The following is a 25,012-nucleotide window of genomic DNA, read 5'->3' as shown; positions in this document are numbered from 1 at the left end:
AAGTAATATAAACTATTCAATTAGTCGTATAAAGTTTTTACCTTGCTTTAAGGAAGTTCTATAATCTTTTGTTCTTTAAGTGTAATTCGACGATGCATTTGCTTAGCCAAAGCGTAATTATGTGTTGCAATAAGAGCAGAAAGACCAGACTGACGAACAAGGATAGATAAAGCTTGAAAGACATAAGCTGAAGTTACTGGATCAAGATTTCCTGTAGGTTCATCAGCCAAAAGAACCGAAGGGCCATTTGCTACTGCACGTGCAATAGCAACACGTTGTTGTTCTCCTCCCGATAACTCTGAGGGACGATGGTTCGCACGATGAGAAACACGCAGATACGTTAATAATTTGCGCGCACGATCTTCTGCTATGGATTTTTTTAATCCTGCTATCATTTGCGGTATCATGACATTTTCTAACGCTGTAAACTCTGGAAGTAAATGATGAAATTGATAAACAAAACCAATATCATTTCGTCTTATAGCTGTTCGCTCACTATCAGAACGCTTTGCACAAGAAACACCCCGTAACATCACATCACCAGCGGTTGGTTTTTCTAATAATCCAGCAATATGAAGAAGTGTTGATTTTCCAGCACCAGATGGTGCAACAAGTGCGACAAGCTCTCCACGATTAAGAATAAAATTCGCTTTATCTAAAACAATGAGAGGCTTATGACTCTCGAAAAAGTGTCTTTCAATCTCTACAAGCTCTAAAATAGCTGTCATTATTCATACCTCAAAGCTTGTACGGGATCTAGCTTAGCAGCACGCCATGCCGGAATGAGAGCAGCAAGAAACGACAAGAATAAAGCCATCATAGCAACCAAGATGGTCTGTTTCCACTCAATTTGTGCAGGCAATTTTGTTAAAAAATAAAGTTGAGGATTAAAAACGTCGACATTAAATAACCAAGATATAAAATCTTGGATATGATTAATATTCGCGGTCGCGATAACACCTAAAATTAACCCCAATATAGTTCCAATAAAACCAATCATCATTCCTGTAATGATAAATATACGCAAAATCGCACTCTGTTGAGCCCCCATCGTGCGTAAAATTGCAATATCATGACTTTTATCTTTTACAAGCATAATCAGCCCTGAAATAATATTTAAAGCAGCAACAAGAACGATCAGAGAAAGAATGAAAAACATAACATTTCGTTCAATCTGTAAGGCTGAAAAAAAAGCCTGATTGCGTGTACGCCAATCAATTAAATAGACCTGTTGATCAACGGCTTTTTCTACAACAGGTTTTATTTGATCAACAGCATCAGGATCATTTAGAAATAATTCTAAAGACTGAACCTTATCTCCCAAATTAAAAAACATTTGTGCTTCATGGAGAGGCATAAAGATAAATATTGAATCATATTCAGACATACCAACTTCAAAAATAGCAACGACTTTATAAGCTTTCACACGTGGGGTAACGCCAAAAGGAGTCTCATCACCATCTGGAGTAATAATACGAATATCTCTTCCAACTGTCAGTCCTAATTTTTCTGCTAAGCCACTTCCAATTGCAACACCTTCTTCTTGATCAAACCGAGAAATCGATCCTAATTTAATGTTTTGAGAGACTGTTTTAAGCTTTTCTAGATCTTGTTTGCGCATACCACGAACTAACGCGCCAGAGCCACCTTGAACTTCACCTTGAACAAGCGCTTGACCTTCAATAACAGGTAAAGCAAACTTCACACCATTTGTAGTTTCTAAAGAAGAAATAAGAGTCTTATAATCAGAAAAACCAGAATCAACTGTTTGAATAATAAGATGCCCATTCATACCAAGAATACGATTGAGAAGTTCTGTACGAAAGCCATTCATCACCGCCATAACAACAACCAGAGCAAATACGCCCAACATAATCCCAATAAGAGAAATAATTGAAATAACAGATGCAACGACATGTTTTTTATTGGGAATCATATAACGAAAAGCGATCATCCACTCATAAGATGAAAAGCATTTGTTTTTCAGCCTCTTCATAATATTTCCTATTAAATTATAGAAAGTTGGCTGAGCACATCTTCAACCTTTAGAGATTTTTTTATTCCTGTTTTTCGATCTTTAATTTCAACTTCATTTTGTGCAATGCTGTTAGGACCAACAATGATTTGCGTTGGCAAACCAATCAAATCCATTGTTGCAAATTTTGATCCAGGGCGTTCATTTCTATCATCTAATAACGGATCAAAACCAACCTTCTTTAATCCCTGATAGAGAAACTCACATACCTGTGTGCATTTTTCATCATCGGGCTTCATATTGATAATCCCAAAATCAAACGGAGCCATCGACTTTGGCCAAATAATACCATTTTCATCATGAGAAGCTTCAATAGCGGCCGCAACAAGACGCGAAGGCCCAATACCATAAGATCCCATAGAGACCACATGCTCTTTTCCATCTTGTCCCATAACTTTTGCTCCCATTGGAGCGGAATATTTAGTACCAAAGTGGAAAATATGCCCTACTTCAATACCACGCGCTGAAAGACGATTATGATCAGAAACTTTAGCCCACTCCTCTTCATTATGCATTTCTTCCGTTGCTGCATAAAAAGATGTCCATTGCTTAACAATATCATCTAAAACAGCTTTATCACTAAAATCGATTGAACTATCTGGAACGGTAAGTTCAAGAAATTGTTTATCACAGAAGATAGCACTCTCTCCTGTTTCAGCCAAAATGATAAATTCATGACTGAGTTCCCCCCCTATTGGACCTGTATCTGCACGCATAGGAATTGCTTTTAAGCCAAGGCGAGAAAAAGTGCGTAAATAAGCAACAAACATACGATTATAAGATGTTTTAGAGCCTTCATAATCAAGATCAAAAGAATAAGCATCTTTCATTAAAAATTCTCGTGCTCGCATCACACCAAAACGTGGACGAATTTCATCACGAAATTTCCATTGAATATGATATAAATTAAGCGGAAGATCTTTATAAGAACGAACATAGGAGCGAAAAATATCTGTTACCATCTCTTCATTGGTTGGACCATAAAGTAAATCACGCTTTTGACGATCTTTAATGCGGAGCATTTCCAAACCATAATCATCATAACGACCGCTTTCACGCCAAAGATCAGCAGACTGAATTGTAGGCATCAATATTTCTATTGCACCCGCACGTTCTTGCTCTTCACGAATAATTTTACAAACTTTATCAAGCACTTTTTTTCCCAAAGGAAGCCAAGAATAAATCCCTGATGTTTGTTGTCGAATCATTCCAGCGCGCAACATGAAGCGATGAGAAACAATTTCTGCTTCTTTAGGATTCTCTTTTAAAAGTGAAAGGAAATATTGAGAAAGACGCATTGAAATAATTAACTCCTAATCAGATCTATCATATCGGACAATTTATCACACCCTCTATTCATCTATAGCCGCATTCTGAATACTTGCAAATATAACGATCTTATCATTTAAAAATTTATTGTGCTTTATTCTCTATTTTTCTTATTTAGCAATAAAATAAAAATGCTCTTCTCTTTTTAAATAACGTAATAGGAAAGTTCTTTTATTTTGACCGATGTAAAAAAACTGTACAGATAGGTTTTTTTTGCCAAATTTCATGAACAGCCGCTCTTACTGCACGTCGTGTTGCCTCTCGAATAAGTTCATTATCTTTCTGTTTCATGCGTGGGATATTATAAACTGTATTTTCTACGATATCTAAAAGAATATCTTTTAAACTTTCCCCCTTTCCATTACTTTCAGGTAACCCGAATGTTGTTAGACCTATATCCCCTAATAATTCATGCTTACTATTTATATGGAGAGAAATAGTAACATGACCAGCATAACTTAGTTTTCGGCGTTCACGAATCCCTAATTCATCTTCATCTCCAATTAGGCAACCATCCTTATAGATGCGTCCAACAGGAACTTGATCAACAACCTTCACAGGCTCTGGTGCAAGACGTAACATATGGCCATTTCTGATATCCATAACAGTTTTAATACCTGCTTGACGTGCTAAAGTTGCCTGAGCCTTAAGATGCATTGCTTCCCCATGTACAGGGACAAGTATTTGTGGCTTTATCCAATCATACATCTGTAAAAGTTCTGAACGACGGGGATGACCTGAAACATGAACAAGTGCATCTTCATTCGTAATAATTTTAATACCCAAATCAATGAAACGATTTTGTACCTCAATAATCGCTTTTTCGTTTCCTGGAATACTTCGTGATGAATAAATAACGGTATCACCAGCGGAAAGTGCAATATTTTTCATTCCATCACGTGACAGTTTAGCTAAAGCAGCACATGGCTCACCTTGGCTTCCTGTGACAATTAAAACAAGATCTTTTCGCGAGATGTAGCCATAATCATCTTCCGTTACAAATGGTGCTAAACCATTCATATAACCAAGCTCTTGTGCAACCATAATACTTCGCTTAAGGGAACGCCCAATGACAAGCACTTTACGTCCAGCAGCTTCAGCTGCAAGAGCAATAGAACGTATCCGACCAATATTAGAAGAAAAAGTTGCTATCGCAACGCGCCCTTCAGCTTTGGAAATAATCTCTGAAAGACTGGCTTGAACTTGCTGTTCTGAAGGAGAGATACCATCCCGACATGCATTTGTAGAATCACAAAGTAATGCTAAAACACCTTTTTTGCCTAAAGCACGAAATCTTTTTTCATCGGTTACAGCCCCGAGTGGAGGAGTATGATCAATTTTCCAATCACCAGTATGAATCACGGTCCCCAAAGAAGTTGTAATTGTTAAAGATACAGATTCTGGTATTGAATGGTTAACGGCTATAGCCTCTATAGCAAAGGAACCTACCTGAAAACAATCACCAGCTTGAAAAATATTGAGTAAAATTTTTTGAGATTCAAAATCTAATTGTTTTTTAGTTTCCAATAATCCTGCCGTAAAAGGCGTACAGTAAATTGGCACTTGTAACTTTGGACATAAATCAAGAACGGCCCCATAATGATCTTCATGTGCATGTGTTAAAACAAGACCCCGTATATTATGTTTTTCACTTTCTAGAAAACGAATATCAGGAAAAACAAGATCGACACCTGGTAATTCAGAACCAGCAAAACTAATCCCCATATCAACTAGCAGCCATTCACGAAGATTTTGGGGACCAAATCCGTAAGCAGCTAAATTCATCCCTATTTCACCTACACCTCCCAGAGGTAAAAAAACAAATTCACATCTATTGGCTGCAACCATAAACATCTCCCAAATCATTAAGGTATCTGATGATAAAATAATTTTTTAATAACGACCTGCATTAACAGAAGCAGCCGAACCAAAATGAACATCTCCAGCTGTTATAATGGCTGTCTGACCATTTTTTTGCTTTATGATGCAGTTAAAATCACTATCAAGACCATCAAAAACACCCTCAATGACTTTTTCATCATTCACCACTTTGACATATTTTCCAAGATGAGCGGAATATAAAAGCCATTTTTTTCGGATTATTTCACATCCTTTTGGTTGTTTCCAAAGAAGGTAATTTTTAGAAAAACACTCCGTCAGAACCGTAAATAATTGTTCTGCATCAATACGCAAACCGATATTCTTTAAGCTTGAAGTGGAATAGGGTGCATCTTCATAATTATATTTCACATTTATTCCAATACCAATAACCAAGGCATATTGTTGTGATGACAATTTTAAAATCTCAAGCAAAACTCCAGAGCTTTTTTCTCCTCTGAGCAAAATATCGTTTGGCCATTTTAAGCTCACAATATTGTTTGTCTGTTTTTCCTCTTTTATCAATTCTTTTATTGCCTCTGCCACACTTACTCCAGCAACAAAACCAAGTTGAGCCGCAGTTTGATGAACAATATCATCAATTAATAAAAGACTAGAATAAAGGTTCCCTTTTGGACTAGACCAAGTCCTCCCTCTTCTTGCTCTTCCCTGTGATTGTTCTTGTGCAACAATCCAAAGATTACCTTGATGACCAGTTTGCGCTTTTCGTTGCGCAATGAGATTTGTTGAATCAACACTATCGTACGCTTCAATAGTGTATCCCTGTTTTTGTGCAAAATCTGATAAAGTATAAACCATATTCATTAAAACAATACTGTTGCTGCTTTTTCTGCTAGCTCAGCGAACCAAACCCCAAAAAGCGCGTAAAATAAAATAAAGAATACAGAAAGACCAAGACAAAATTGAAGCTCTTTCGATAAAGCAACAAAATACGCTTTTGCATCATCAAACCACATAATTTTAATGACTCTCAAATAGTAAAAAGCCCCAACGACAGACGCTATCATCCCAACGACAGCAAGTGGCGTAAGTCCAGCGTGGACAGCAGCAGAAAATGTATACCACTTTCCAAAAAAACCAGCCATAGGAGGTATGCTTGCTAAAGAAAAAAGCTGTATTGTCATCACAACAGCCATAAACGGATTCGTCTTTGCTAACCCTGAAAGATCATAAATATTTTCAACATTTCCATTCTGAGAGCGCATTCCAAGAATAAAGGCAAATGAACCAATCGTCATTCCAAGATAAATAGTCATATAAAGGATAACGCTTTTTATCCCAAGCATATCTCCAGCAGATAAACCAACAAGTGCATAACCCATATGACTGATCGACGAATAAGCCATTAAGCGCTTAATATTATTCTGACCGATTGCAGCAAAAGCACCCAGTATCATTGATGCAATCGCCATGAACACCAAAATTTGTTGCCATGCAGGCATCACGTTATCAACACGCCCTATGGGAATAAAGGTCACCACAATAATACGGATGATTAAAGCCATTGCAGCAACTTTAGGGGCACTAGCAAAAAATGCTGTAATCGGCGTGGGCGCTCCTTCATAAACATCAGGTGTCCACATATGAAACGGAACAGCAGAAATTTTGAAAGCCAAACCAGCTAAAATAAAGACAATTCCAAAAATAACCCCCAATTGTACATTTTTATCTTTTAAAGCAAGAGCAATTTCGTGAAAACCAATTTGACCGGTAAAACCATAAAGCAAAGAAATACCATAAAGAAGCAACCCTGAAGATAATGCTCCTAAAACAAAGTATTTTATACCGGCTTCAGAAGATTTTACATTATTACGATTAATCGCTGCTAAAACATATAAAGCTAAAGATTGCAGCTCTAACCCCATATAAAGCGACAGCATATTACCCGCTGAAATCATAAACATCATTCCAAGGGTTGCTAAAAGAACAAGTACTGGAAACTCAAATATATTAAACTTTTGTGCATTGGCAAAACCAACAGACATGATAAGAGAAAAGAGTGCACCAATAAGCATTAAAATTTTCATATAACGACTAAAGGAATCGATAACGAGCGCATTGGTTTGAAATGAACCATTTTTCGGAAAAATTATAAGAATAATAATAGTTGCCACAAGAAGTGCTATGGCTAAACCTGTCACTGTTAAAGAAGCACGTGTATTGGAATAAACACCAATCATAAGCAGCACGACAGCTCCTAATGCAATTAAAAGCTCTGGAAGAATTAAGACTAATTGCGCTATTATTTCAGTTTGCATGTGCATTCTTCCCTTATCTAGTGCAGTTTATTGATGAGGGTTTCTACAGAAAACGCCGTTGCCTTAAGAATAGGCGTTGGATAGATACCAAAGAATATTGTAAGAATAATCATTGGATAAAGGAGAAATTTTTCTCTTAAAGAAAGATCTATTAATACTTTTAAATTCTCTTTATCCAAGGAACCAAAAACCACACGCCGATAAAGATAAAGGGCATAGGCTGCCGATAAGATAACACCTGTTGTTGCTAAAACAACAACCAATTTATTTACTTGAAAAACACCTATTAAGGTTAAAAATTCACCCAAAAATCCTGAGCTTCCAGGCAAACCAACATTTGCCATAGTGAAAATTAAGAAAACAACAGCATATTTAGGCATATTATTCACTAAACCACCAAACGCTGAAATTTCACGTGTATGCAAGCGATCATAGATAACCCCAACACAAAGAAACAACGCTGCTGAAACAATTCCATGGGACAGCATCTGATAAATAGCCCCTTGTATCCCCTGTTCATTCGCAGCAAAAATACCCATCGTTACATATCCCATATGCGCTATTGAGGAATATGCAATAAGTTTTTTGATGTCACTTTGAACAAGTGCAACCAGTGATGTATAAATAATAGCAATAAGCGATAATGTGAAAACAAAAGGCGCAAAATCTGCTGAAGCGATAGGAAACATCGGCAAAGAAAAACGAAGAAAACCATACCCACCTAATTTGAGCAAGACACCAGCTAAAATAACGGAACCCGCTGTCGGTGCTTCTACGTGAGCATCAGGGAGCCATGTATGAACTGGCCACATTGGCATTTTAACTGCGAAAGAAGCAAAAAATGCAAGCCATAACCATATTTGCATATGAGCAGGAAACTGATAATTGAGTAAAGTTGGTATATCAAGTGTCCCAGCCTCCCAATACATAACCATAAGAGCAACCAGCATAAGCACTGAACCAAGTAAAGTATATAAGAAAAACTTTATACTTGCATAAACACGACGTACTCCTCCCCATACACCTATAATGATAAACATTGGAATGAGGCTGCCTTCAAAAAAAACATAGAATAGCATTGCATCAAGAGCACAAAAAACACCAATAATCGCAACTTCTAGAAGAAGAAACGCAATCATATAGGCTTTTAATCTCTCTTTAACATTCTCCCAACTTGCTAAAATACAGAAAGGCAAAAGAAAAGCCGAGAGAACAACAAAAAGAATAGAAATACCATCGACCCCCATATGATAGCTAATACCACCCCCTAACCAACTAGATTTTTCAACCATTTGAAAATTTTGGTTACTAGGATCAAATCCTATCCAAATAATTAAAGAAATAATAAAAACAAATAGAGTCGTAAAAAATGCGACATTACGTATATTATGGCGTGCTACTTCACTATCATCTTTGATAAACAAAATCAGAAGAACACCAACAAGCGGCAAAAATGTAACCGTAGAAAGAATAGGCCAATCGGTCATTAGTTTACGCCCCCGATCATCATCCATGTAATGAGCAATGCAACGCCGATAAGCATTGCAAATGCATAGTGGTAAAGATAGCCTGTTTGCATTCGAACAACTCTATTTGTAATATCAACAACACGCGCTGCAATACCATTGGGACCTAGACCATCAATAATCTTACCGTCTCCCACTTTCCAAAGAAAAGAACCAATTCTAAAGGTAGGACGAACAAATAAAAAGTTATATAATTGATCGAAATACCACTTTTGGTAAAGAAAATGATACACTCCTGGCATAATACGCGCCATTTTCTTGGGAAGAGAGGGAGCCGCAATATAAAATAAATAAGCCAACATAAATCCAAGAATCATTGCTATAAAAGGCGACCATTTTACCCAATTAAAAACATGGTGGGCATCATGAAGAATGTGATTATGGCTGCTTGTAAATAATGCTCCCTTCCAAAAAGCATTATACAAATCACCAAAAAAGTAAGGTTGGAAAACGACACCAGAAAATATTGCTCCAATAGATAAAAGAAAGAGTGGAATCAACATAACTGGAGGCGATTCATGAACATGATGCATCACATCAACTGTTGCCCGTGGTTTACCATGGAATGTCATAAAGATAAGTCGCCATGAATAGAAACTTGTTAAAAAGGCAGCAAAAACAAGAAGATAAAAAGCATATCCTGAAGCAATATTATGAGATGCAAAAGCAGACTCTATAATCGCATCTTTTGAGAAAAAACCTGCAGTCCCGAAAAGTGTTCCTGGAATTCCAACACCGGTCAAGGCAATGGTCCCGACCATCATCATCCAATAGGTGACCTTTATATGTTTGCGTAACCCACCCATTTTTCGCATATCTTGTTCATCAGATACAGCATGAATCACAGAACCTGCACCAAGAAACAATAAGGCTTTAAAAAAAGCATGCGTAAAAAGATGAAAGACAGCAGCGCCATAAGCTCCAACACCTAATGCCACAAACATATAACCAAGTTGAGAGCATGTAGAATAAGCAATAACACGCTTAATATCATTCTGCACCAACCCCACAGTTGCTGCAAAAAACGCTGTTGTTGCACCAACAACAATAATCACGGTCAAAGTAGTCGAAGAAAGTTCAAAAATTGGCGACATACGTGCAACCATAAAAACACCAGCCGTTACCATTGTAGCGGCATGAATAAGCGCTGATACAGGAGTTGGACCTTCCATTGCATCAGGCAGCCAAGTATGTAAAAGAAATTGTGCGGATTTTCCCATCGCACCAATAAATAATAAAAGACATGTAATGGTAATTGCCGTCTGCCCATCAAATTGCCAATCTAAAAATGTCATATTTTGTATAAAGCTCTTGTCGGCAGCTTTTGCAAAAATAGAGGTAAAATCAACCGATTGGAACAAAACAAAAATACTAAAGATTCCTAAGAGAAAACCAAAGTCTCCAACACGGTTAACTACAAAAGCTTTCATTGCGGCCTTATTAGCAGAATCGCGCTGAAACCAAAAACCAATGAGTAAATAAGAAGCAAGTCCGACACCTTCCCATCCAAAAAACATCTGAATCAAATTATTGGATGTGACCAACATAAGCATCATAAATGTAAACAAAGAAAGATAAGAAAAAAAACGAGACCTTGAAGGATCATGATGCATATAACCAATTGAATAAATATGCACCAATGCCGAAACACTGTTTACAACAATAAGCATGACAGCTGTTAATGCATCAACATGTAAAGCCCAATTAAAGCTTAAGTCACCAACAGTCATCCAATGTAATACCAATACATCAATCGCTGGAATATGACCAAGTGCAATACTGAAAAATGCTATCCACGATAATATGGCAACAACAACCATAAAGCTACATGTTATCAATTCACTCGCACGATCTCCTATCATTTTTCCACCTAGTGCAGCAATTAAAAAACCCAAAAGCGGAAGAAAGACAATCGTATAATACATCACTGGTTAGCCTTTCATTACATTAACATCTTCAACCGCAATGGAACCACGATTACGGAAAAAAACGACCAGAATTGCTAAACCAATGGCAGCTTCAGCAGCTGCTACGGTTAAGACAAATAAAGCGAATACCTGACCAACGAGATCATGAAGAAATGCTGAAAATGCAACAAAATTGAGATTAACTGAAAGCAATATAAGCTCAATGGACATCAAGATAATAATCACATTTTTTCTGTTGAGAAAAATTCCAGCAATACCAATTGTAAACATTAAAGCAGAAACAGTGAGATAATGTGTAATATCAATATACATCTGCATAGCCCCCCTTACATACCTTTGCCTGATTCAACTTGTTTGATTTCAATGGCACTTTCTACCGTTCTAGAAACTTGCTCGGCAATAGATTGCCGCTTTACTCCTAATTTATGACGAAGTGTTAAAACAATAGCTCCAATCATTGCAACCAATAAAATCATTCCAGCAATTTGAAAATAGAAAACATAATCCGTATAGAGAATATCACCTAATGCTTGTGTATTTGTTTGCTGCGCTAAATCTGGCATTGGTTGCGTAACATGCGTTCTCAAGACTGGAGAAAAATAGCTACTCATAAAAACAACAATCAATTCTACAGCGATAATAACACCAATAAGAGCTCCAATAGGAGCATACCGAAGAGTTCCACTCTTTAACTCAGCAAAATCAACGTCAAGCATCATAACGACAAATAAAAATAAAACAGCGACAGCTCCAACATACACAACAAGCAGAATAAGCCCTAAAAACTCTGCTCCTGCAAGTAAAAACAAAGCTGCTGCATTAAAAAATGCGAGGATTAAAAACAAAACAGAATGCACTGGATTGCGTGCTGTAATAACAATAACTGCACTTGTTAGCATAATAAAAGCAAACAAATAGAAAAATGCCGCCGCTAGATCTGTTAGCATAGGCTTCTCCTTAATTATTCAAACAATTGGTATAAACTTCATACCAGATTACAATTTATCGGAAAAATATCCGACACCTCATTTAACGATACACTTAACGATAAGGCGCATCCATCAATATATTTCGAGCAATTTCTCGCTCCCAGCGATCTCCATTCAATAAAAGTTTTTCTTTATCATAATAAAGTTCTTCACGTGTTTCCGTCGCAAACTCAAAATTTGGACCTTCGACAATAGCCTCAACCGGACAGGCTTCTTGACAAAAACCACAGTAAATACATTTAACCATGTCTATATCATAACGGACAGTTCTACGTGTACCATCATTGCGCCGTGGCCCAGCTTCAATTGTAATCGCTTGAGCAGGACAAATCGCTTCACATAATTTACAAGCAATACACCGTTCTTCACCATTTGGATAGCGACGCAATGCATGCTCACCGCGAAAACGCTGAGATACAAAACCTTTTTCATAAGGATAATTAATCGTAGGTTTTGGTGAAAAAAATTGACGCATAGCTAAGAAAAAAGCACTCATAAATTCCAATAGAAGAAGTGACTTTGCCGCCTGAATAAAACCTGACATCGTAAAATCTCCTCTTAAACGAAATCCGTAAACTTTAAAAAAGCAGCAGTTATCACAACCATTGCTAGTGAGAGAGGAAGAAAAACCTTCCAACCAAGCCGCATAAGCTGATCATAGCGATAACGTGGAACAAATGCTTTGACCATAGCAAACCAAAAAAATACAAAACAGACTTTTAAAACAAACCAAATGATACCAGGAACCCAATTAAGCCACCAAACATCTAAAGGAGGCAGCCAACCGCCTAAAAATAGAATAGTTGTTAATGCGCACATTAAAACAATCGCAACATATTCACCAAGAAAAAAGAGCATGTAAGGCGTTGAAGAATATTCAACCATATGACCAGCAACAAGTTCAGATTCTGCTTCCACCAAATCGAATGGAGGACGGTTTGTCTCTGCGAGCGCAGAAATAAAAAATATAATAAACATTGGAAAAAGGACCAACCAATTCCAATCGAGAAAGCTGTTAAAAGGAAGACCAAGAGTTGTACCAATTCCAGAACTTTGTTTATGAACAATTGTTGTGAGATCCAACGAACCACTTATTAAAATGACAGTCACAAGCACAAAACCAATGGAAACTTCATAAGAAACCATTTGTGCCGCCGAACGAAGAGCTCCTAAGAAAGGATATTTTGAATTTGATGCCCATCCCCCCATAATAACACCATAAACTTCAAGAGATGAAATGGCTAAAATATAAAGCAAACCAACATTAATCTTTGCAACCTCCCAACCCTCATTGACAGGAATAACAGCCCAAGTTGATAAAGCAAGTGTCGCTGAAACAAAAGGAGCCAAAAGAAAAACACCCTTATTTGCACCTGCAGGGATAATAGGCTCCTTAACAACAAATTTAATTAAATCTGCAAAAGACTGTAACAAACCCCATGGTCCAACAACGTTTGGTCCACGACGCAATTGTACCGCTGCCCAAATTTTTCTATCTGCATAAAGAAGATAAGCAACTAAGACCAAAAGAACGACCAAAAGAAGAAGTGTTTTTCCGATTATAATGAGTAATGGCAACAGCCAAGTCATAAAGAAATCATACATCATTATTCCTTTTCCTTTGCCCTTACTTTACTGTTTGTGTAGCATGGTTTTTTGCAAGAGATGAACATTCAGCCATAACAGCAGAAGCACGTGCTATCGGATTTGTTAAATAAAAATCTTTAACCATAGAAGTAAATGCTTGACTCTCGAGAGAAACCATTTTTGAACCAAGCGCCTTAAGACCACTTATATCAGAAGGCACTATACCATCAACAGCACAAAGGTGTGGATAATCGTTAAACAAGCATTGCCTTAATTGAGAGAGAGAATCAAAAGGGAGCTTTTGTCCTAAAATATCCGATAAAGCACGCAAAATAGCCCAATCTTCTTTTGCTTCACCTGGAGCAAAACCAGCCCGATTTGTCATTTGAACACGTCCTTCTGTATTCACATAAAGCCCTGATTTTTCAGTGTAAGCAGATGCAGGCAAAATAACGTCAGCAGCATGTGCACCATTATCACCATGGCTCCCAATATAAACTGTAAAAGCTTTTGTATTGGCTAATTCTACTTCATCAGCACCAAGCAAAAATAGAACTTCACAGGTTTTAAGTATATTTGCAACCCCAAACTTAGAAGTAAAGCCTATGTCCAACCCTCCAACAATCGATGCTGCATTATGAAGAACCCCAAACCCATTCCATGTCTCACTAAGAGCACCAATATTATCAGCTAATTTAGCAAGACTTTTTAAAACAGATAAACCTTCATTTCCTGAAACCGCTCCCTCTCCGATAAGAATAAGGGGCCTCTTCGCTTCTTTTAAGACATTAAAAAAAACATTCTCACCACGAATAAGTGTCGTTAATGTATCACTCCCAGATCCAAGGTAAGAATAAGGATAACGTAAATCGACTTTCTCTCCAATTAATGCAATAGGAAAATTACCCATCCGTTGGCGCTTTAAAATACGCGCATTTAAAACAGCTGCTTCATGACGTGGATTAGATCCCACAATAAGCAGTGCATCAGCCTGTTCAATACCTACAATTGTAGGATTAAAAATATAACTCGAGCGCCCAAACTCTGGCGATAAAGCCCCCCCTCTTTGACGACAATCAAAAAGCGTTGAGCCCAAAGAACTCAATAATGCTTTAAGGGCATACATTTCTTCAACAGAAGCAAGATCTCCCGCAATAGCTCCAATTTTTTCTGGAAAAATTTTAGAGATTACCATTTTTATTTTTGCAAAAGCTTCTGTCCAACTGACAGGTTGAAGCTTTCCATCTTTGCGTACATATGGCTTATCAAGCCGCTGAGTCCGTAATCCATCCCAAATAAAACGCGTTTTATCAGAGATCCATTCCTCATTTACATCTTCATTTGTACGCGGCATAATCCGCATAACTTCACGGCCGCGGCTATCAATACGGATAGCACTACCAAGCGCATCCATCACATCAATCGATTCCGTTTTTACCAATTCCCACGGACGGGCATGAAATGCATAAGGTTTTGAAGTTAAAGCTCCCACTGGACAAAGATCAATAACATTTCCCTGTAATTCAGATGTCATAGCTTTTTCAAGATACGTCGTAATTTCAGCATCTTCACCACGACCGATCAAACCAAGCTCAGAAATACCTGCAACTTCCGTTGTAAAACGAACACACCGTGTACAATGAATACATCGTGTCATAACAGTTTTGACAAGAGGTCCAATATATTTATCTTCTACAGCACGTTTATTTTCTGTATAACGAGAACAATCTCGTCCATAAAGCATTGCTTGATCTTGAAGATCACACTCTCCCCCTTGATCACACACTGGACAATCCAAAGGATGATTAATGAGAAGAAATTCCATAACACCTTCACGTGCTTTTTTTACCATCGCCGTATTGGTAAAAATCTCAGGTACCTCACCGTTAGGCCCTAATCGTAAATCACGAACCCCCATAGCACAAGAAGCCTGAGGTTTTGGAGGACCACCCTTAACCTCAACTAAACACATACGACAATTTCCAGCAATTGACAAAGATTCATGAAAACAAAAACGTGGAATTTCTACCCCAGCCGCCTCAGCGGCCTGAAGCAACGTGTAGTAATCAGGAACTTCAATCTCTTTGCCATCAACTTTGATATTTATCATCACCCATCCAAGCTGCGGATAACCCACTTAAAATTTGCATTCGGTTGCTCTTAAAACAAAATCCTTTATTAAACCGCTTCTAAAGCAATATTTTTGCTTTGGACTACATTTCGCGTGTATTCATCAATTCTACGCTCGATTTCCGGACGAAAATTACGTATCAACCCCTGTACAGGCCATGCGGCAGCATCACCAAGCGCACAAATAGTGTGTCCTTCAACCTGTTTAGACACTTCAAACAAAAGATCAATCTCACGTTTTTGCGCTCTTCCCTCAACCATACGCCCTAAAAGACGCATCATCCATCCCGTCCCCTCACGACACGGTGTACACTGACCACAACTCTCGTGCTTGAAAAAAGCAGCTATACGCCAAATTGCCTTGATAATATCGGTTGATTTATCCATAACAATCATTCCCCCTGTGCCAAAAGAAGACCCGACATCTCGCATTCCATCAAAATCCATGATCGCATCGATCATATCCTCACCACGAACGACTGGACAAGAAGCCCCCCCTGGAATAACTGCTAAAAGATTATTCCATCCACCACGAACACCACCCGTATGTTTTTCAATTAATTCACGGAATGAAACACCAAGAGCATCTTCAAATGTACAAGGTGCATTAACATGCCCTGAAACCATAAATAATTTCGTTCCAACATTATTTGCTCGTCCGATTGATGAAAACCACGAAGCCCCCCGCCGCAAAATCGTTGGAACAACGGCAATAGACTCTACATTATTTACTGTTGTTGGACAGCCATAAATCCCCATATTGGCAGGAAATGGTGGTTTAAGCCGAGGTTGTCCCTTTTTTCCCTCAAGACTTTCAAGAAGAGCTGTTTCTTCACCACAAATATAAGCACCCGCTCCATGATGAATAACAATATCACAAGCATGCCCATATTTCGTTTTTTTGCCAAGTAAACCCGCACCATAGCATTCATCAACGGCAGCTTGAAGCGCTTCACGTTCACGAATATATTCACCACGAATATAAATAAAAGCAACATTGGCTCCCATAGCAAAAGTAGCGATTGCACATCCTTCAATCAAAGTATGGGGGTCATGACGTAAAATATCACGGTCTTTACAAGTTCCAGGTTCAGATTCATCGGCATTGACAACTAAATAATGAGGACGCCCATCATTCTGCTTTGGCATAAAGGACCACTTCATTCCAGTAGGAAAACCAGCACCACCACGACCGCGTAAACCCGATTCCTTCACTTCATCAATGATCCAATCACGACCTTTGTCAATCATTTCTTTCAGACCATTCCAATGCCCACGCAACATCGCAGCCTTTAATGATTTGTCTTTTAAACCATAAATATTGGTGAAGATACGATCTTTATCAGCTAGCATACCCCACCTTTTTTTCTATTACCCATAGCATTTTCCGCTTTTCCTCAAATGCAATTTTTAAATATCTTTTCAAGACTTCTTACTTTTCGTTAAATGTTGCCATCATGGGTAGAATAATAAAATATTTTCTCAAGAAAAATACTTAATTATGTTCCCCATTCTTTCCTTATCCTTTTTTGGTAAAAACTTGAGAGATCTTTTTTTCTTTCTCATCATCAATAAGAGAAGTTAAACCACTAATCGGTTCCGACGATTTACGACTATTTTGCGGACCAACCGCTATCTCAGAACCCTTCCCTGCTTCAAATGCATCAATAATTTCTTCAAGGCGTTCAGCTGTAAGATCTTCATAAGTATCTTTAAAAATCATAACCATCGGAGCATTCACACAAGCACCAAGACACTCTACCTCTTCCCATGATAAGGTTCCATCCTGATTGGTCGCAAAAGGTTCATGATGAATTTTTTTCTGACAAACTTTAATCAATTCATCAGAACCACGTAACATACAAGGCGTTGTACCACAAACTTGAATATGCGCTTTTGTTCCAACAGGCTTAAGCTGAAACTGAGTATAAAAAGTCGCAACTTCTAAGACACGGATATAAGCCATGGAAAGAATCTGAGCAATATGCTCAATCGCAGCACGTGTCACCCAACCATCTTGCTCTTGAGCACGCATTAATAATGGAATTACAGCAGACTGCTGACGCCCTGCAGGATATTTTTTTATGGTATTTTTTACCCATATCTGATTTTCTTTTGTAAAAGAAAACTCAGCAGGCTGATAAACATCATCTGCAAGACGGCGTACGGACATTAGCGATCAACCTCCCCAAAAACAATATCAATCGAACCTAAAATAGCTGTAGCATCTGCTAACATATGACCTCTGGTTAAAAAATCCATAGCTTGGAGATGAGCAAACCCAGGAGCACGCAACTTGACACGATAAGGCTTATTGGTTCCATCAGAAACAAGATAAACACCAAACTCACCCTTCGGAGCTTCCACAGCAACATATACTTCTCCAGGAGGTGTATGAAAACCTTCCGTATAGAGTTTAAAGTGATGAATCAGTGCTTCCATCGAGCTTTTCATTTCACTCCGCGTCGGTGGTACAATTTTGCGATCCAAGCTCGAAACCGGTCCATTTTTTTCAGTACTCAGTAAACGCTCCACACATTGGCGCATAATTTTCGCTGATTGACGCATTTCTTCCATACGAATAAGATAGCGATCATAACAATCGCTATTTTTACCTATAGGAATATCGAATTCCATTTCATCGTAACATTCATAAGGCTGACTTTTACGCAAATCCCATGGAACACCAGCTCCACGAATCATAACCCCAGAAAAACCACGTGCCCAAGCTTCATCAATACTTACAACGCCAATATCCACATTACGCTGCTTAAAAATCCGATTTGGGGTCACAAGCGCATCAAGTTTTCCGAGAGAAACAAGAAATGGATCAATAAAATCACCAATATCCTCAACTAAAGATTCTGGTAAATCTTGATGCACGCCACCAGGACGAAAATAATTTGCATGAAGACGAGCACCACAGGCACGCTCATAAAAAATCATCAATCTTTCACGTTGCTCAAATCCCCAAAGCGGTGGTGTTAAAGCACCAACATCCATTGCCTGTGTTGTTACATTAAGCAAATGATTAAGAATACGCCCAATTTCAGAAAACAAAACACGTATTAATTGCCCTCTTTTAGGAACTTTTATATCTAATAACTTTTCAATAGCAAGAACAAAAGCATGTTCCTGATTCATAGGAGCAACATAATCCAAACGATCTAGATAAGGACCAGCTTGGAGATAAGTCTTTGTTTCCATTAATTTTTCAGTACCGCGATGCAACAACCCAATATGTGGATCTACACGCTCAACAACTTCACCGTCCAGCTCCAGAACCATGCGCAAAACCCCATGCGCGGCAGGGTGCTGCGGACCAAAATTGATATTAAAGTTTCGAACATTGACCTCAGCCACAATCAACCCCTTGCTTTTTAAAAAACTTCATATCAAATATCAAAAAATCTATCACGCTAAAAAATATTTAATTATTTAAGAAATACAGTACTTTAATATAATGCCTTATCAAAACCAATATTATTTTTTTTCATCTGCTTTCCCATCACATGGCAAAGTATACTGTCCTCCTTCCCAAGGAGAAAGAAAATCAAAATTACGCATCTCTTGGCGCAAAACAACAGGCTCATAAATCACCCTCTTTGCTTCATTATCATAACGGCATTCAACAAATCCTGTCACAGGAAAGTCTTTGCGTAAAGGATATCCTTCAAATCCATAATCTGTTAAAATCCGTCTCAAATCCGGATGTCCTGAAAATAAAATCCCATACATATCATACGTTTCACGTTCATACCACTCTGCGCCAGGATAAACCGTACAAGCTGAAGCAACAGGAGTATTTTCATCCGTACGAACTTTTACACGTAAGCGTAAATTCTCACGAGGAGATAACAATTGGTAAGAAACATCAAAGCGCTTATTGCGAAAAGGATAATCCACACCACTAATGTCTGTAAGATTAATAAATTGACAGCGAGAATCATCACGAACAAACATTAAAACATCAATAATTGCATCAAGACGTGCCACAATGGTCAATTCACCAAAAGCAAGAACAGTCTCTTCAAGCTTATTTTTTAATTTGTTTTCCAAATAAGCAGCAAGCTCAACCAATGTTTCATCCACCATGACAAGAAAACTCTCTATCGCTCTATGGATCCGGTACGACGGATTTTTTTCTGTAGCAACAATATGCCGTATAATAATGCCTCTGCTGTAGGTGGACACCCTGGGACATATATATCGACAGGCACGATACGATCACATCCCCGCACTACTGAATAGGAATAATGATAATATCCCCCACCGTTTGCACATGATCCCATAGAAATCACATAACGTGGCTCTGGCATCTGATCGTACACTTTTCTTAAAGCAGGAGCCATCTTATTTGTTAGAGTACCTGCCACCACCATCACATCTGACTGGCGGGGTGAAGCTCGTGGTGCATATCCAAAACGCTCATTATCATAATGAGGCATTGAACATTGCATCATTTCGATAGCACAACAAGCCAAACCAAAACTCATCCACATTAAAGAACCGGTACGTGCCCAAGTAATCAAAGCATCTGCCGAGGTAACTAAAAAACCCTTATCTGACAATTCAGCATTGATATCACGAAAAAACTTATCGTCAGATCCTATCAGCCCACCAGTATTTGGATCAATGATTCCTTTTGGTTTTGGAGCCTCAATCGTTGAATTATTAGATCTTAATTCCATTCAAGGGCTCCTTTTTTCCATTCATATATAAATCCAATAGTCAAAATCGCTAAAAACACAATCATCGACCAAAAGCCAAACATACCTATTGATTCGAATGAAACAGCCCAAGGAAAAAGAAATGCAACTTCAAGATCAAAAATAATAAATAAAATTGATACCAAATAGAAACGAATATCAAACTTCATGCGTGCATCACTAAATGAATTAAACCCACATTCATAAGCCGATAATTTTTCAGGATCGGGGGAACGATATGCTACAATGTAAGGTGTAATCAACAAAACTCCAGCAATAACCGCTGACACAATAATGAAAATCAAGACTGGCAAATAAGAGCTCAATAAATAAGCCATAACCCTCTTCCATCGTAACGAAATGCCTGATTTTAACACAATGATTCAATATTGCGTGACCAAACAGACAAATTTAACAATCGCTCTATTAACTCTATTCATACTGCTTCAAAGGCATACAGAGCGATACTTTTCTTATCGGCATAGGTAACGCAGAGCAAAGAAAGACGCAAGCCCTATTCTTATAAACCATATAAAAAGAAAGAAAAAACATATTTATTCCCCAATCAAACACTCCACCACATTACTCATAGCATATGGATATTTTAAAAAGGAAATTTTATAAGGAATCACGAAATGGCGCGAGTGACGGGGCTCGAACCCGCGACCTCCGGCGTGACAGGCCAGCACTCTAACCAACTGAGCTACACCCGCGCATTTTTTTTCGAACCAATTTAATTTGGTACAAGCGGTCGTGTAAGGGGTTCATGCGTTTATGTCAAGAAGGATTATGCATTTTTAAAAAAAAATATCAAATCCTATCTTTATTCTTGCGTTTAGAAAAATTTTTCCTTAAAGAGTTTCCATTCAATTGCTGATCATTGCATTGGGCGATTAGCTCAGCTGGTAGAGCGCCTCGTTTACACCGAGGATGTCGGGAGTTCGAGTCTCTCATCGCCCACCGTATGGCTTTATATTACTATTCAGTTATTAATTCTTCATATATTTTTTAAAGATTAAGGGATGCCTAAATAAAGTTAGGGGAATATGGTTTTTACTCTTTCCTTTACAAAGCGCATTCTTTTTGCCAGCTTTCTCTAACAATTTTTTAATAGTTCTAAATCTTCTTGTGAAATAATGTTTATCAGTCTAGCAAACATACCAACAGCTTCACATCTAAATGTATCAGAAGACTTTATAGTGAAACTTTTACAACAAGAATTCGATTCTCTTTTCAAAATTTCTGCTACCTCTTGATCTAAATCATAGAGTCCAATGATCTTTTCTTCCATGCCAATAGGTAGAGATTTTTTGCTAATCTCTATAGAAGATAAAAATGATACAGATATGTCTAATTTCTTAGCCATATCTAAGAGACGTTTGGAGTGATCAATACGAAGTTTGCGTAAAGTTTTACAAAAGGGTGTTAGCATTTAAATAAAACTCGTAAGAGTATAAGCTTTACGGCATAAACTGAGAAAATTATCCACCAATAATATGTTTCACGCAATCCGCAATGTGATTTACTTTCTTTGCATTAGCAGCAACTCCATTAAATTTTTTTATAATCCAATCAGCTCCTGTTCCAAGGTGTGTAATCCATGTTTTTTGAACAATAGGCTCAACAGCCCTCACAGTTTCTTCAGAAGATGTAGTTAATTCCAGAAATCTTTCACAAACAATTCGAGGCGCTTCAAAATCATTTGCTTCATTACGTACGGTAAACAAATTATCCAAATTATCGTCGTTAATAAGATAAGGGGAATGCTTCGAATAAATTACTTTATTGCCCTTTATGCTCGATAAAGTTTGTAAGGAGCTTAATATTTTTCTCTGTGGATGAATATGTAAATTATTTGCTGACTCATCCAATAAAAAAATTATTCCATTTTTGCTTCTATGCCTGCGAACTTCTGTAAGGACTTTAAAACAAAAAAACCAACTAACCCCTTTACTTCTCTCATGTAAATAAAAAAAGAGGTTATTTGCTTTAATTTGTAAACAATAATCTACAAAACCACTATTAGATTTTTCTATTATACAATCATCAAAAAGGCTCTTCCCTTCAGTAATATCCACCCAACCTTCCTTCACTACTGACTTCAAATAACCATTGATCAATCCTATACGCTGCTTAACAGCATCGTTGTCATCACAATCAACAATATCTTCCTGAAAACCAATACCAAGATTTTTTCTTATTTTGTACTCGATTGGATGAGCCATAAACATACCGACATGCTTGGCTCGCATCTCCAAGGCAAGTATGGGGATTGTAAGTATTTGTGAACATGTTCCATGTTTCTTTCCACCAGTTACTGCCAGCAGGTATTGTCTCATAAGTATAGCCATTGCCGCTAATAATTCTGCTTACAAAGTCATATCTATTCCCATCAAAACCAATAGTGGTTTGTTTGCCATCACTCACATAACCTAACAGACCGGATGCAACTAAAACATTAGCCGCTGGTCCATGGAAATTGATCGTTGTATTGCCAGCTACATCATTTACACCTTCTTGTTTGAAAGAATTCATCATAATTAAAGCCTGTCAAACTGCCACAACTATGGGCATCAAAATGCAATCCTGTGTTACCATAGCGAGACATTAGATCTTTTGCTTCTTGTGTTGAATTGGTCAATCCCAAAAAAGTCTGCCTTCCAGAAGCTTCTGATAGCCCGTGACCAGAAGTTCTGAGATAGCAGAATTGGCTTCTGGGAACACAACAAAATAAAGCGGTGCATTTTTATCCTTCGCATATTGAACCGCATAAACAGCAGCTTCCTCTGGTGGAGTAAAGATGCCATTAAAGGAGACATGAACCTTGCCACCAGAACCTTTTTGTAAATTTTGTTGTTTTTCATCCGTTAAATAATGATATTGCAGCTGTGGGTTTCCATGACTGTCTCTTATAGGATTTCCATTTTCATCGTGATCCACGGTAACTAGATGATAAGACATTGAATTATAATGATAATTCACTGTTTTGTATGTTGAATGAGAGTCTCGAATAACGTAGGATTCTCTCATTTCAAAGCTGTTTATCTTGAATCAATCAAAACCACTCATTTGCACATAACAAGTGGGATGAGTGTGTGGATCAAATTTGTATAAGAAAGGATTAAAAAATGGCTCTTATGAACCGTCTTAATGCAAGATCTGTCGCAACATTGGGGGCTGGTAAATATAATGATGGGCGCCGGCTTGTTACTTCATAAGCGTAAAGATGGCGGTGCTCAATGGCTTTATCGTTATACCATTCATGGTCGGCGCCGCGAAATGGGCTTGGGTGCATTAAGACATGTCTCTTAAAAAAAAGCCCGTGAATTAGCAAACCAATGGCGTTCTGTTTTGCATGAGGGTCGTGACCCCATTAAAGAGCGCAATAAACAAAAGCGTGAAGCAATAAGCAATCTTCATTATTTAAAAGATATTGCTTTAGAGACTTTTGAAAGTCGTAAAGCTGAATTAAAAGGGGATGGTAAAAATGGGGATTGGTTTTCGCCTTTAAAACTGCATATTTTACCTAAATTAGGCTGTCTTCCCGTTTCTGAGATTACCCAAACAGAGATACGCAATACCCTTGCTCCTATTTGGCATACAAAAGCTGGAGTTGCTTATAGAGCTCTCAAGCGTCTCAATATGTGTCTCAAACATGCGGCAGCACTAGGATTGGATGTTGATTTACAAGCAGCAGAAAAAACACAAGCTTTATTAGGCAAACAACGTCATAAGGTTACTAATAGACCAGCTATGGATTGGAGAGAGGTTCCGGCTTTTTATAAAACACTTTGCCAAACAACAACCCTAACACATCTGGCTTTGCGCTTGCTTATTCTGACAGGGGTTCGCGCAAATCCTTTGCGTCATATGCGTGAGGATCAGGTTGATGGCGATATATGGACTATCCCTGCTGAAAATATGAAAGGAAAGCGTGATACAACAAAAGAGTTTCGCGTGCCTCTATCAACAGAAGCATTAAAAATTCTAAAACAAGCGCGTTTGCTCTCTCGCAATGATTTCTTCTTCTCTGCAACCGGTCTCGGTCCCCTTAGTGATAAATGCATGTCGATTTACATGAAAAAAAATAATTTTGAAGCCTGCCCGCATGGTTTTCGCTCTAGTTTACGCGATTGGCTTGCTGAAACAACCGATGCCCCCTATGAGGTCGCTGAAACTNGTGCCTATCGTCGTACTGACTATCTAGAACAGCGTCGTGTCTATATGGATAAATGGGCCGCTTATGTCACTGGTCAATCTTAAGATATGGGGTGAATAACCCCATTATCTGTGGATAACTTTCTCTCTCTTCTCTCTCATTCTTTCTCAATAACACTCATAAATTATCACATGAGAATTTATATGATAAAATATTGTTTTCTATAAATAAAATACCTTCAAAAATGAACCAAAATGTGCTTAATAAATAGGCATGATTTGTTACCATTTTTTTATTATGAAAGGATTTTAGAATGACAGAAAATGATAGTCTTTTAACAGACCGTGAAAGTGCAAAATTGCTTCATATGAGTGTCTCAACATTCCGCCGTCATGTTACCAATGGCTCTCTCCCAAAACCCTTAAAATTTGGTTTTTTATCCCGTTGGTTACAATCGGATCTC

Annotated in this window: 23 protein-coding genes, 2 tRNA genes and 2 pseudogenes; 3 read left to right on the top strand and 24 right to left on the bottom strand. The window is 37.9% G+C overall.

Features of this window, described 5'->3' with window-relative positions; all coding sequences use genetic code 11:
* Nucleotides 1-47 precede the first annotated feature (47 nt).
* From ACFIMX_RS09115 to ACFIMX_RS09020, 20 genes are all read right to left on the bottom strand, one after another.
* Nucleotides 48-728 (bottom strand): ABC transporter ATP-binding protein, encoded by a 681-nt coding sequence (locus tag ACFIMX_RS09115; RefSeq protein WP_273791269.1) that lies wholly within the window; start codon nt 726-728, stop codon nt 48-50.
* Complete coding sequence (locus tag ACFIMX_RS09110) at nt 728-1,996, bottom strand: lipoprotein-releasing ABC transporter permease subunit (RefSeq protein ID WP_375639709.1); 1,269 nt, start codon at nt 1,994-1,996, stop codon at nt 728-730. The genes ACFIMX_RS09115 and ACFIMX_RS09110 overlap by 1 nt, the downstream gene beginning before the upstream one ends.
* 11 nt (nt 1,997-2,007) lie before the next feature.
* A complete protein-coding gene (proS, locus tag ACFIMX_RS09105; protein WP_375639711.1) occupies nt 2,008-3,333 on the bottom strand; it encodes a proline--tRNA ligase in 1,326 nt (441 codons plus the stop codon).
* A gap of 202 nt (nt 3,334-3,535) precedes the next feature.
* On the bottom strand, nt 3,536-5,212 hold the full coding sequence (locus ACFIMX_RS09100; protein ID WP_375618170.1) for a ribonuclease J: 1,677 nt from the start codon (nt 5,210-5,212) through the stop codon (nt 3,536-3,538).
* A gap of 45 nt (nt 5,213-5,257) precedes the next feature.
* On the bottom strand, nt 5,258-6,067 hold the full coding sequence (locus ACFIMX_RS09095; RefSeq protein WP_375618171.1) for a biotin--[acetyl-CoA-carboxylase] ligase: 810 nt from the start codon (nt 6,065-6,067) through the stop codon (nt 5,258-5,260).
* Complete coding sequence (gene nuoN / locus ACFIMX_RS09090) at nt 6,067-7,521, bottom strand: NADH-quinone oxidoreductase subunit NuoN (RefSeq protein WP_375639712.1); 1,455 nt, start codon at nt 7,519-7,521, stop codon at nt 6,067-6,069. Before nuoN ends, ACFIMX_RS09095 begins: the two co-directional genes overlap by 1 nt.
* A gap of 17 nt (nt 7,522-7,538) precedes the next feature.
* The gene (locus ACFIMX_RS09085; RefSeq protein ID WP_375618183.1) at nt 7,539-9,008 is read right to left on the bottom strand and encodes an NADH-quinone oxidoreductase subunit M; all 1,470 of its coding nucleotides are present in this window, start codon (nt 9,006-9,008) and stop codon (nt 7,539-7,541) included.
* Nucleotides 9,008-10,972: an NADH-quinone oxidoreductase subunit L gene (gene nuoL / locus ACFIMX_RS09080; RefSeq protein ID WP_375618173.1), complete on the bottom strand. Its 1,965-nt coding sequence runs from the start codon at nt 10,970-10,972 to the stop codon at nt 9,008-9,010. Before nuoL ends, ACFIMX_RS09085 begins: the two co-directional genes overlap by 1 nt.
* Before the next feature lie 6 nt (nt 10,973-10,978).
* A complete protein-coding gene (gene nuoK / locus ACFIMX_RS09075; protein ID WP_273791275.1) occupies nt 10,979-11,287 on the bottom strand; it encodes an NADH-quinone oxidoreductase subunit NuoK in 309 nt (102 codons plus the stop codon).
* Between the two features lie 14 nt (nt 11,288-11,301).
* Nucleotides 11,302-11,922, bottom strand: coding sequence for an NADH-quinone oxidoreductase subunit J (locus ACFIMX_RS09070; protein ID WP_375618174.1), 621 nt, complete (start codon nt 11,920-11,922; stop codon nt 11,302-11,304).
* Between the two features lie 94 nt (nt 11,923-12,016).
* A complete protein-coding gene (nuoI, locus tag ACFIMX_RS09065; protein WP_375618175.1) occupies nt 12,017-12,508 on the bottom strand; it encodes an NADH-quinone oxidoreductase subunit NuoI in 492 nt (163 codons plus the stop codon).
* A gap of 14 nt (nt 12,509-12,522) precedes the next feature.
* Complete coding sequence (gene nuoH, locus ACFIMX_RS09060; protein ID WP_375618184.1) at nt 12,523-13,569, bottom strand: NADH-quinone oxidoreductase subunit NuoH; 1,047 nt, start codon at nt 13,567-13,569, stop codon at nt 12,523-12,525.
* Nucleotides 13,570-13,591: 22 nt separating this feature from the next.
* Entirely contained in the window at nt 13,592-15,661 is a 2,070-nt protein-coding gene (gene nuoG, locus ACFIMX_RS09055; protein ID WP_375618176.1) for an NADH-quinone oxidoreductase subunit NuoG, read from the bottom strand.
* A 68-nt stretch (nt 15,662-15,729) separates the two neighbouring features.
* A complete protein-coding gene (nuoF, locus tag ACFIMX_RS09050) occupies nt 15,730-17,034 on the bottom strand; it encodes an NADH-quinone oxidoreductase subunit NuoF (RefSeq protein ID WP_375694364.1) in 1,305 nt (434 codons plus the stop codon).
* 166 nt (nt 17,035-17,200) lie between these two features.
* Entirely contained in the window at nt 17,201-17,854 is a 654-nt protein-coding gene (gene nuoE, locus ACFIMX_RS09045) for an NADH-quinone oxidoreductase subunit NuoE (protein ID WP_375618178.1), read from the bottom strand.
* Complete coding sequence (locus tag ACFIMX_RS09040; protein WP_375613457.1) at nt 17,854-19,044, bottom strand: NADH-quinone oxidoreductase subunit D; 1,191 nt, start codon at nt 19,042-19,044, stop codon at nt 17,854-17,856. The genes nuoE and ACFIMX_RS09040 overlap by 1 nt, the downstream gene beginning before the upstream one ends.
* A gap of 120 nt (nt 19,045-19,164) precedes the next feature.
* Nucleotides 19,165-19,776 carry an NADH-quinone oxidoreductase subunit C gene (locus ACFIMX_RS09035; RefSeq protein ID WP_375618179.1) on the bottom strand — a complete coding sequence of 204 codons (612 nt, stop codon included), beginning with the start codon at nt 19,774-19,776 and terminating at the stop codon, nt 19,165-19,167.
* Nucleotides 19,777-19,790: 14 nt separating this feature from the next.
* On the bottom strand, nt 19,791-20,372 hold the full coding sequence (locus ACFIMX_RS09030) for a NuoB/complex I 20 kDa subunit family protein (protein ID WP_375606831.1): 582 nt from the start codon (nt 20,370-20,372) through the stop codon (nt 19,791-19,793).
* Nucleotides 20,363-20,728 carry an NADH-quinone oxidoreductase subunit A gene (locus ACFIMX_RS09025; protein ID WP_005773599.1) on the bottom strand — a complete coding sequence of 122 codons (366 nt, stop codon included), beginning with the start codon at nt 20,726-20,728 and terminating at the stop codon, nt 20,363-20,365. Before ACFIMX_RS09025 ends, ACFIMX_RS09030 begins: the two co-directional genes overlap by 10 nt.
* A 298-nt stretch (nt 20,729-21,026) precedes the next feature.
* Nucleotides 21,027-21,103: transfer RNA gene (locus ACFIMX_RS09020), tRNA-Asp, on the bottom strand.
* 174 nt (nt 21,104-21,277) lie between these two features.
* Between ACFIMX_RS09020 and ACFIMX_RS09015 the strand changes: the two genes are divergently transcribed.
* Nucleotides 21,278-21,350, top strand: a tRNA-Val gene (locus ACFIMX_RS09015).
* Between the two features lie 29 nt (nt 21,351-21,379).
* Here the strand turns inward: ACFIMX_RS09015 and ACFIMX_RS09010 are convergent.
* The 4 genes and pseudogenes from ACFIMX_RS09010 to ACFIMX_RS08995 form a co-directional block, all read right to left on the bottom strand.
* A pseudogene (locus ACFIMX_RS09010) lies at nt 21,380-21,822 on the bottom strand (XRE family transcriptional regulator).
* 49 nt (nt 21,823-21,871) lie between these two features.
* Complete coding sequence (locus ACFIMX_RS09005; protein WP_375639714.1) at nt 21,872-22,615, bottom strand: hypothetical protein; 744 nt, start codon at nt 22,613-22,615, stop codon at nt 21,872-21,874.
* A complete protein-coding gene (locus ACFIMX_RS09000; RefSeq protein ID WP_375639715.1) occupies nt 22,548-22,928 on the bottom strand; it encodes a hypothetical protein in 381 nt (126 codons plus the stop codon). Before ACFIMX_RS09000 ends, ACFIMX_RS09005 begins: the two co-directional genes overlap by 68 nt.
* Before the next feature lie 99 nt (nt 22,929-23,027).
* On the bottom strand, nt 23,028-23,420 hold the full coding sequence (locus tag ACFIMX_RS08995; RefSeq protein ID WP_375639717.1) for a hypothetical protein: 393 nt from the start codon (nt 23,418-23,420) through the stop codon (nt 23,028-23,030).
* 98 nt (nt 23,421-23,518) lie between these two features.
* Between ACFIMX_RS08995 and ACFIMX_RS08990 the strand changes: the two are divergent.
* Nucleotides 23,519-24,653 (top strand): annotated as a pseudogene (locus ACFIMX_RS08990) (tyrosine-type recombinase/integrase).
* A gap of 209 nt (nt 24,654-24,862) precedes the next feature.
* Nucleotides 24,863-25,012, top strand: a 150-nt coding sequence (locus ACFIMX_RS08985) for a helix-turn-helix transcriptional regulator (RefSeq protein ID WP_375694378.1), incomplete at its 3' end; no start/stop codon positions are given.

The sequence above is a fragment of the Bartonella sp. AD24XZML genome (genome assembly GCF_042196485.1).
Classification (GTDB): domain Bacteria; phylum Pseudomonadota; class Alphaproteobacteria; order Rhizobiales; family Rhizobiaceae; genus Bartonella.
The sequence above is the reverse complement of the archived record's forward strand: the minus strand, read 5'-3'. Positions and strand labels throughout refer to the sequence as shown.